This is a genomic window from Lentihominibacter hominis, assembly GCF_014385065.1.
In the GTDB taxonomy this organism is placed as follows: domain Bacteria; phylum Bacillota; class Clostridia; order Peptostreptococcales; family Anaerovoracaceae; genus Lentihominibacter; species Lentihominibacter hominis.
The window spans coordinates 394,649-405,245 of record NZ_JACRTA010000001.1 but is presented as its reverse complement, the minus strand read 5'-3'; the positions used below and the strand labels follow the sequence as shown (position 1 = coordinate 405,245).

Here is a 10,597-nt window from a genome sequence, read left to right as displayed (position 1 = left end):
ATGTTTGATATACAGGAAAATCTTAAAAATCTTCCGGATTGTCCGGGAGTGTATATGCATAAGGATAAGCTGGGAAATATTATTTATGTGGGAAAGGCAGTCTCTTTAAAAAACAGAGTCAGACAATACTTTCAATCTGCTAAAAATATGCAGCCAAAAGTGAGGAGCATGGTTAGCCAGATTGCAGAGTTTGAGTATATTACAGTAGGCAGTGAAATGGAAGCTCTGATTTTAGAGTGCAATCTTATAAAGAAGCACAGACCTAAATATAATATTCTTCTTAGGGATGATAAAACATATCCATATATCAAGATAACGAATGAAGATTACCCAAGGGTGATAAAGACCAGAATCGTTAAAAAAGACGGTGGAAAATATTTCGGACCTTACAGTGATGCAGGAGCAGTCAATAAAATAGTAGATCTGCTGAATAGCAGTTTTGCTCTTAAACGTTGTTCGGCAACATCTTTTCCGGTCGGATTCAGACCGTGCCTGAATTATCATATAAATCAGTGCAGAGGGATCTGCAGTGGAGGAGTAGATAAAACAAAATATGCGGAGAGTGTTGAAGGAGCGAAAGATTTTCTTAACGGTAAAAACAAGAAAATACTGATGCGGCTTAAAGGCCTTATGGAGGAGGCCGCCGAGCAGCTTGATTATGAACAGGCAGCGGTATACAGAGATTATATTGAAGCTGCGAAAGCACTGTCAGCAACTCAGCGTGTAGTGATGCAGCACAGCAAAGATATAGATATAGTAATACCGGCAAGAGGTACAGAGGAAACTCATATGGTTCTTTTCTTTGTGCGGGATGGAAAACTTGTCGGAAGGGAATCTTACGAAATGGAAGCCTCACAGGAAGAAAACAGCAAAGAGCTGGTATCGGCATTTTTAAATCAGCATTACAGCAGACTTGCTAATTTCCCCAAAGAGATACTTCTTACTCAGATGCCTAATGACAGGGATCTTCTTGAACAGTATCTGTCGGAGCTGGCAGGTCATAGTGTGAAACTGATAAAACCTCAGAAGGGAGAAAAGAAGGCTCTTGTTGATATGGCTTTTAAAGATGTAATAGAGATGGTAAAGACCATAGATGATCGAGCGGCTAATGCCCGAGAGCGTAAACGGAGTTTGGGGGCAGATATCTTTTATATTCTCAGTGAAATGGGTAAGGTTTCGGGGGAGTATGATGGAAGAGAGTTCAGAGCTGAATCTTATGATATCTCTAATACAAATGGAGTTGATACAGTAGGTGCCATGGTTGTATTTAATGGATTAAAGGCAGATAAAAGCAGTTATAGAAAATTCAGGATAAGAAGTGTTGAAGGACAGGATGATTACAGATCCATGAAAGAAGTTTTATCAAGGCGTTTTGCCAGAGTTTTCCGAGGAGATGCGGCATTTGAAGTTCTCCCTGATATAATATTTATGGACGGAGGCAAAGGCCATGTTTCGACAGCTCTTGAAGTAATAGATCAGACAGGATTTGATATTCCTGTTGTGGGAATGGTCAAAGACGATAAACACAGAACGAGAGGTCTTGTTTACAGAAAAAGCGGGAATGGGGAGTATCAAGAGATATCACTTAAGGGAAAACCTATGCTTTTTAAATATATAGGGCGTATGCAGGAAGAGGTTCACAGATTTGCCATAGAATATCACAGAAATCTCAGAAGCAAAAGTGCTTCGCGTTCAGTTCTTGATGATATAAAAGGGATAGGACCTTCGAGAAAATCAGCTCTTTTAGAACATTTCAAGAGCGTAGATGCTATAAGGGCCGCAGAAGTCAGAGAGTTGGAAGAGGTAGAAGGAATGAATACAAGTGCAGCGAAAGCTGTTTGGAAGTATTTCCATAAGAATATAAAATAATAAAACAATGAAAACAGCTTCTCGATATTCGGGAAGCTGTTTTCTTGTGAACTAAAATTTAAAAAGTATGTATCATCCATATGTTATATATAAAGTCGGTGTAATTATTCACTCAGGTTCATGTCAGGAGGCAGTGACCTGAAGAATTTTGTGGAAATAGCAAGTGCGATGAATCCAAGGACTAACCACAGGATTCCCAGAGTCTTTGACAGGCTGTCTAAGTTGATCCATAAAACAGCACATATCACAGCGCCTATTATAGGGCAGATGAGGAACTTGATTATATCAGCGCCTTTTCGTCTTTTACCTTTTATAAAATAATGAGCTATTACAGAGAGGTTAACCATTACAAAGCCCAAAAGAGCTCCGAAGTTTACCAGTGATGCTGCGGCAGACAGATCCAGAATCATTGCTGATAATGATATTACAGCAACGATGATTACGTTGATTGAAGGTATTTTAGTTTTTTTGTTTACGTAACCGAATATTTTTTTAGGCAGCAGTCCGTCTCTTCCCATTCCGAAGAGGATTCTTACAGCTGATGCCTGAGAGGCTACGGCAGATGCTGTGGCTCCTATTACCATCATGGCACAGAATATGAGAGCTACTACATTACCGAGAACATGGAACATATATTCATATGCGCCGGAGTCAGGGTTTTCGAATGAGAACCAAGCTTCAGGCCATGCAGACTGCATAATGTATGACATTACGATGAAGGAACCGCCTGCAGCAAAGCATGTTATAAGAAGAGCGCGTCCTATGGTTTTTTCAGGTTCTACAGTTTCTTCTGCTATAGTAGTTACGGAATCAAAACCGAGGAATGACATGCACAGAATAGATGCGCCGCTGAAAATGGTAGCCCAGCCAACTTCAGGTTTTGCGAATTCCTCAGCATTGAAGAATGCCGATGGGTCCAGTATAGTACCAAGACCTCCGCCTCCGAATATATATTTGAGGGAGAAGATGACAACCGCTACAACGAAAACCAGCTGTATAATGATAAGCGTGTTGTTGAATATCTTCGTAAAGTTCATTCCGAAAAGATTTACGACTGTTACTATAACGATGAATACCGCTATCCATGCTGTCGTAGGGATCTGAGGAATGAGTATGTTCATATAAAGACTGAGTGTTACATAGTTGAACATAGGAAGAAGGATGTAGTCCAGCAGTATTCCCCAGCCTGCCATGAATCCTATATGTGGGTTTATACTTCTCTGGGTATATGTATAAACAGATCCGGCGATAGGGAATGCTCTTACCATGTGCCTGTAACTGAGGGCTGTGAACATCATTGCCAAAGTGGCGACAGTGTATGTAAGCGCCAGCATTCCGTGAGTCATGCCACAGACAAGTCCGTAAGTGGAAAAGATTGTGATTGGAGCCATGTAGGCTATACCGAAGAAAACTACTGAAGGCAGTTTCATTACTCTGTTTAATTCCTGTTTGTAATGGAATTTGTCGAGATTACCGCCGGAGTTTTCGATGTTGTTGTTTATTTCATTATTTGACATTTCTTTTCTCCTTGTAATCAGATTTGAATAAATTAATATGATTGCATTGATGGATGATAACTTTGATTTCGGTAATTATTGATAAATGTTTTAGGCTTCGTAAATGATATTTCCGTCCATTACAGTCATTATGACTTTTCTGCTTATCAGATCCTTTTCCGGGATTGCGAAAAGATCCTTGTCAAGGACTACGATATCAGCAAATTTTCCTTCGGAAAGAGAGCCGAGCTCATCTTCTCTCAGAACTCCGTAAGCTGAACCATATGTATAAAATTTTAACATTTCACTCAGTGTCAGTTTTTCTGAAGGTGTCCATCCTCCTTCAGGCATTCCGTCGTTATGCACTCTTGTAACGCCTCTGAAAATCTCGAGGAATGGGTCATTGTCAACTACAGGACAGTCGCTTCCGATTGCAAGGACTCCTGCAGCGTTGTACAGTGATCTGTAAGGGAATGTCTTATCAGCCCTTTCCTTTCCTAAAACTTCAGGATAAGGGTTAGCTGCGAAAGTCTGTGTAAGCGCAAGGTGTTCGGGCTGTACTGAAGGGATGACTCCGAATTCTTTTATCCTGTCAAAATCATCATCACTGACGAGTTCAAGGTGTTCTATAGCATGACGGCATTTGTTTTTCCCGTATTTATCTATAGCTGTCTCGATATAGTCTAGGGCATATCTGGCTGATCTGTCTCCGCATGAATGGAGTTTTACAGAAAGACCTCTTTTGTGAGCTTCGGGAACTGCCTTGCCTATAGCTCCGAGGTTGCTTGGATCTTCGCCGAAATTGCCGGGTGCATCTGTATATTCTTCCAGTACGAGGGCTGTGTGCGTAGTTATGACTCCGTCCAGAAACTGTTTGACATGATCTATACGGAGTTTGTCAGAAGAGTATTTTTCTCTATCCTCAAGAACCTTGTCCAGATCGCCGAGAAGATCAGGAGCCGCATGTACTCTTGCTGTCAGCTCACCTGCCTTGTCCATTTGACTGTATACTTTTAAATTGCCCATGTTTCCGTGGTAATAAGGCTGAACATCGTTTATTGAAGTTATTCCCAGTTTTTTTGCCGCTTCCATAAATGAAAGTATTATAGTTCTTTCTTCTTCAGGTGTGAAATCAAAGGCATATTTTGTAGCCAGTCCTGTAGCTGCCTCCAAAAGAACTCCTGTAGGATTTCCTTCTTCATCTCTTATTATTGTTCCGTCTTCAATATCCGGAGTATTTTTTGTGAGACCCATTATCTTCATTGCCGCGCTGTTCACCCATGCGCCGTGGGCTTCGGCATGCAGAAGACAAACGGGGCGGTCCGGAAAATACTTGTCCAATGACGCGTATGTAGGCATTTGTCTGTTGTCCCAGAAAACATGGTACCAGGAAAATCCGCGTACCCATCCTTCTTTATTGGGATCTTTGTCAGCAGCCTCTTTTACCATTAGGGCGGCTTCTTCTTCGCTTTTTGCATCTGCCAGATTGACGTAGGTCTTGAACAGCCCGCCCATTATCAGATGGGTGTGACTGTCATGAAAACCTGCCATAACAGTGTTATCGCCGAATTCTTTTATTATGGTGTTCTCATCGGCATATCCGGAAAAATCGGAGTTTTTTTCCACTGCGAGGATTTTGTTGTCCTTTACAGCAACGAATCCGGAAAATGGCTTTTCATCAATACTGTCAAATATACAATTACTTTTAATTATTAGATTAGCTTTCATTTATTCACCTCTTTTCTAGCTGCCAAATAATAAAGCAAGTCTTATGCCAACTTAAAAGTATTGAAAATTCAATGATTTTCTGAAAATAAAAGCAACCGTATGTAAGTGTAGAATTACACATACCTCTGATAATTCAAAAAATAGTGTCAAATTCAGAGGTTTGCACAATATGTAAGTAAAAACTTACAGTGTAAGCGTGCAATTACGAAAGTCTTGATTTTATTTTAACGAAGAAAAAATGTCTGTTTGAAATAATGAAAAAGATGATATTAAGATAATACAATGCAAGTTATTGATGGTGACGGAAAATATGATACTTGATTTTTGTAATATGGCAGTTTTTAGCCAAGGAAACAATAAAAATTATTCTGACAAGAATGAATGTATGATAGTTTTAAGATATAATGTTAGTAGCAATGCATATGTTACAGCTACAAACATAGGGTGTTTTCAAAAGAATACTGGTATTGACAGTGAGTAAAAAGGTACAACAATGAAACAAAATATATTAATAATAGAAGATAATAAAAAACTAAATGACGGAATGTGTCTTGCTTTGAAAAACAAAGACTACAATTTTTACCAGTGCAGGACTTTAAATGACGGCAGGCAAATTATGAGGGAACAGGATATTTCACTTATTTTGCTTGATGTAAATTTGCCTGACGGAAACGGTATTGATTTTGTGAAGGAAATACGTAGGCAAAGCTCCGTACCTGTCATTCTTATTACGGTCAACAATATGGAAGTGGATATCGTGACGGGACTTGAAGCTGGTGCCGATGATTACATTACAAAGCCGTTCAGTTTAATGGTTCTTCGTGCAAGAGTCGGTGCAAGACTGAGAAATATAGGTGAGAGAACTGACAGCCGTGTGAAAATAGACGATTTTGATTTTGATTTTGATAAGATGAAATTTTTTAAAGATGGAGAGCCTTTAGAGCTTAGCAAGACGGAACAGAAACTTTTAAAGATTCTGTGTGTTAATAAAGGCGCCACAATGAAGAGAAGTTATCTTATTGATTCAATATGGCAGGGAGATACGGAATTTGTGGATGATCATGCTCTGACGGTGGTGATAAAACGCCTCAGGGATAAGCTTGAAGATGATTCGCAGCATCCTGTATACATAAAAACCGTATACGGAATCGGATATACATGGGCGGTGAAATCATGATATGGCTTATTATTACTGTGCTGACTGCCTTTATAGTATCGGGAGCATTCTGGTATGTGGTGTTTTACAAAAGGGAAAAAAGACTTTTAAGTAAACTGCAAGAAATGATAGATACGGCGAAAGGTGGGGAGCTAAACAGGACGGAAATTTCCGAAGAAAAATATTCCGCACTGGAAAACAGCCTTAAGCAATATCTCGATGAAAGTCTTCTTGCAGGAGAGAATAGGCAGAAACAGAAAGATATGATACAGAGCCTTATTTCCGATATCGCACACCAGACCCTTACGCCTGTTTCAAATCTCAAACTATATGGACAGATTTTGTCCGAAGGAAACGAAGATAATAAAGAAGTGGTGGATACTATTTTGGAGCAGACGGAAAAGCTGGAATTTCTAATTGATTCACTTGTGAATCTGTCGAGACTGGAAAGCGGTATTATTTCCGTATGCCCTAAGATGATAAAAATATCGGATTTGCTGAAACAGGTAAAGAGCCAGTACATAGAGAAGTCAAAGGAAAAGAAAATTGATATTAGTGTATCCGATACGAATTTTGAGGCTATGTATGATTTGAAATGGACTGCCGAGGCAGTGGGAAACATTGTGGACAATGCAATAAAGTACACACCGAAGGGAGGAACAGTTGATATCACGGTGCAGGAGTATTCATTTTTCTTGCGTATTGATATTAAAGACACTGGAATAGGTATAGAAGAAGAGGAAATCCCTAAAATATTCACGAGATTTTACCGCAGCTTTACTGTGATGGATCAGGAAGGCGTCGGAATAGGACTTTACCTTGCAAGAGAGATAATAAGAGTTCAGAAGGGTTATATCAAGGTAATATCAAAACCGGGGGAAGGTTCGGTATTTTCTGTGTTTTTGCCAAGATAACCAAAAGTATCAAAACTGTGATATTTGAGAAACTGGATGGAAACATTTTAATGGTAAAGTCTGTATTGTAAAAAGTGATACAGACTTTGTTATTATTTAGGAGGCAGACATGGAAATCTTGAAAACAGTAGATTTAAGAAAAATTTACGGGCAGGGCGAAGCAGAAGTTCGGGCTCTTGACGGTGTGAATTTGGAAGTGGAGAAAGGCGAATTCATGGCAATTGTAGGTACCTCCGGAAGTGGAAAATCAACTCTGCTTCATATGATAGGCGGACTGGATGTCCCCACATCGGGACAGGTAATTGTGGACGGGCAGGAGCTTAATCACATGACGGATGAAGAGCTTACTATATTCAGGAGAAGAAATATCGGTTTTGTTTTTCAGCAGTATAATCTGGTACCTATGCTCAATGTATGGGAAAATATTGTCCTTCCGGTGAAGCTGGACGGCAGAAGACCTGATGAAAAATATATTGATGAGATAATCGAGATACTGGGACTTAGAAAGAAAATGGCAAATCTTCCAAATGCTTTGTCGGGAGGACAGCAGCAGAGGGTAGCCATTGCGAGAGCATTGGCATTTAAACCAGCTATTTTATTAGCCGATGAGCCTACCGGAAATCTGGATTCAAAGACAAGTCAGGATGTACTGGGGCTGCTTAAAATAACAAGTGAAAGCTTTCATCAGACTATTGTTATGATTACACATAATGAAGAAATCGCACAGATGGCAGATCGTATCATGCGTATTGAAGACGGAAAAATAATTTCCGGAAGCGTAAGATAGGGGCGATAATATGGTAAAGGTAGAGAACAGACAGACCCTCAGGCTTCTTACAAAGCGCTTTATGAAAATGAATAAAAGCAGAAATATAATTGCCGTTATTGCAATCATGCTTACTGCACTTTTGTTTACCAGTCTCTTTATGGGAACAGCATCACTTATCCTTTCCAAGAGAGCTACGGATATCAAGCAGTTTATGGATTCTTCCCATGCAATAGCACAGGATTTATCCTATGAAGAAGCTTTACAGACGGAGAAAGCCATAAAGAAAAATGATAATATAGAAAGATTCGGTACAGGAATATTCCTGGGTGCAGTTATGGACGAGCGTTTTGGATTCTCTTCTGAAGTAAGATATGCAGATAAAAATCTAGCGGAAAGCTTTAACTGCACACCTACAGAGGGAAGACTTCCTGAAAATAAAAATGAAATAGCCGTAAGCACAATAGTTTTAAATGCTATGGGAGTTGAGCCGCGAATAGGGCAGGAAATAACTCTTACATGGGAATCAGACCCGCTTTCAAAGAAGCTGGTGACAGATACTTTTCGCATCTGCGGTTTCTGGCAGGGAGACAAGGCTGTTATGAGCCAGATGATATGGGTGTCGGAGGAATATGCAGCAGAGAAGGCATACCCTGTAACAAAGGCGGAGCTTGAAAACGGAATACTCAACGGCGGCAGGGACTGCTGTGTATGGTACAAGAGTTTGTGGGACTTACAGAAGAAAACGGAAGAGCTGTCAAAAGATGCAGGATTTACACAGGCAGGCACAGGCTTTCAGACAAACCCTGCCTATGATCTGATGGAAGAGGACTCCTTGTCATTTTCATCTGTAATCATAATGATTCTGTTTATAATACTTGCAGGATATCTTATTATCTACAATATTTTCAGTATTTCCGTAAAAACAGATATACGGGCATACGGACTTTTGAAAAATGTGGGAACAACAGGGAAGCAGCTTAAGAAAATCGTCAGAATGCAGGCGTGGAGTCTGTCTGCCATAGGAATTCCCATAGGGCTTATTCTCGGATATGCAGCAGGATTTTTTATGGCACCGTTCCTTACGGCAGATGCGGAAATCAGCGCTCAGGCAGGAAAGACGGCAGAAACTGTAATATCAGCAAATCCGGTGATTTTTATAGCCGCTGCGGTTATTACCCTTTTGACTGTGTATCTTTCAAGCATACAGGCGTGCAGGATAGTGGAAAAGGTATCGCCTGTGGAAGCGCTTCGTCTTGCTCAGGGAGATGAAGCAAGGAGAAAAACGAAAAGAGATTCTTCCGTCACATGGTGGGGGATGGCAGTACAGAATATGCTGCGAAACCGGAAGAAAGGCATTATAGTTATGCTGTCCATTGCTCTTTCCATGGTGGTGGTAAACTGTATCGTAATGCTGGTGCAGGGGTATGATTTCAATATGTATAAAAAGACATTTCTGGCTTCGGATTTTCAGATGGATCAGATGACGGGAAGTATATATAATACCAACTTTAACGGCATTACACCGGAAATCAGAGAGCTGCTTGATGACTGCCCGGGAAGTGAAAAAACAGGGTATGTCTATTATTCCGATGAAAAACATGATATGGAGCCGAAGCTTCTCGCAGCATGGGAAGGTTTTGCGAAAAAATATGAGAAACATTGGTCTGACTATGAAAAGGAATTATGGGAGGAGGCTAAGACCTCAAATAAGGTCAGCGTTCATTTTCTGGGGATAAGTGAATCCATATTTGACAAGCTGGAATGGCGGGGAGATGCGGCATCATGGGATGAGTTTAAGTCAGGGGAATATATAATAGTGGATTATGGTGACAGCAATGCGGAAGAGCCGTTCTCATATTACGATAAAGGTTCATCGTTTCAGATGAAGTACAGCAATGGCAATGTGAAAGATTATCAGGTGCTTGGTGAGGCACTGATGCCATATTCTCTTGATTATCCGTATGCTGACATGATTTTTATTACAGTAATGGTGCCGGAGGATGAGTATATCGCACGGACAGGAAACGACTGTGCCATGTATGCTGCCATAGACTCAAAGGAGGGAGCGGATAAGCAGATTAAAGAGTACATAGATGAAACTGTCCTCAAGGAAAATGATATGATTAATGTGTTTTCAATCCTTGATATGAAGGCAAGCTTTCAGAGATATATCAGCAAGTTCTATACGATTGGCGGATTCCTCGTTGCCGTACTGGCGTTTATCGGGATAATGAACTTCTTCAATACTACTGCAACATCGGTGCTGAGCAGGAGAAAAGAGCTGGCGCTTTTGGAAGTGGTGGGAATGACGAAGAGACAGCTGTCAAAGATGCTTGTGGCGGAAGGTGCTCTGTATCTGGCGGGCTCATTTATAATTGCCGTTTTAATCATTGTTTTCGGCGCAGAAAACATACTGTCGCATACAGTAGGCGCAGCCTTTTTCTTTAGAATGAAGTTGACGGTGATACCGTGCGTGCTGATGATACCTGTTCTGGCAGTTATAGCATATGCAATACCGAAATATCAGTTTAGGAAAATGAGTAAAGACAGCGTTGTTGATAGGATAAGAATGGATTGAAAAAGAAGAGTTATGTATAATTAATCAAGTGTATATTTATGGCAGAACCGTTGAAGATGGTGACAGAATTCAGAGGTAATTTTTTTG

The 10,597-nt window shown here is 40.4% G+C and carries 7 protein-coding genes; 5 read left to right on the top strand and 2 right to left on the bottom strand.

What is annotated here, in order from left to right; genetic code table 11:
• On the top strand, positions 1-1,869 hold the full coding sequence (gene uvrC / locus H8692_RS01905) for an excinuclease ABC subunit UvrC (protein WP_177269598.1): 1,869 nt from the start codon (positions 1-3) through the stop codon (positions 1,867-1,869).
• A gap of 104 nt (positions 1,870-1,973) precedes the next feature.
• Here uvrC and H8692_RS01900 read toward each other — a convergent pair whose 3' ends face one another.
• Both H8692_RS01900 and H8692_RS01895 read right to left on the bottom strand, forming a co-directional pair.
• Positions 1,974-3,386, bottom strand: a complete 1,413-nt coding sequence (locus tag H8692_RS01900; protein ID WP_177269595.1) for an APC family permease — start codon at positions 3,384-3,386, stop codon at positions 1,974-1,976.
• A gap of 90 nt (positions 3,387-3,476) precedes the next feature.
• On the bottom strand, positions 3,477-5,093 hold the full coding sequence (locus H8692_RS01895) for an amidohydrolase (protein ID WP_187524874.1): 1,617 nt from the start codon (positions 5,091-5,093) through the stop codon (positions 3,477-3,479).
• A 493-nt stretch (positions 5,094-5,586) separates the two neighbouring features.
• Here H8692_RS01895 and H8692_RS01890 point away from each other — a divergent pair, with 493 nt between their 5' ends.
• The 4 genes from H8692_RS01890 to H8692_RS01875 all read left to right on the top strand — a co-directional run bounded on the left by H8692_RS01890 (position 5,587) and on the right by H8692_RS01875 (position 10,510).
• Positions 5,587-6,270, top strand: coding sequence for a response regulator transcription factor (locus tag H8692_RS01890; protein ID WP_177269591.1), 684 nt, complete (start codon positions 5,587-5,589; stop codon positions 6,268-6,270).
• Positions 6,267-7,163: a sensor histidine kinase gene (locus tag H8692_RS01885; protein ID WP_187524873.1), complete on the top strand. Its 897-nt coding sequence runs from the start codon at positions 6,267-6,269 to the stop codon at positions 7,161-7,163. Before H8692_RS01890 ends, H8692_RS01885 begins: the two co-directional genes overlap by 4 nt.
• Positions 7,164-7,272: 109 nt before the next feature.
• Positions 7,273-7,950: an ABC transporter ATP-binding protein gene (locus H8692_RS01880; protein WP_177269587.1), complete on the top strand. Its 678-nt coding sequence runs from the start codon at positions 7,273-7,275 to the stop codon at positions 7,948-7,950.
• 10 nt (positions 7,951-7,960) lie between these two features.
• Positions 7,961-10,510, top strand: coding sequence for an ABC transporter permease (locus H8692_RS01875; RefSeq protein WP_187524872.1), 2,550 nt, complete (start codon positions 7,961-7,963; stop codon positions 10,508-10,510).
• The last annotated feature ends 87 nt before the right edge of the window (positions 10,511-10,597 follow it).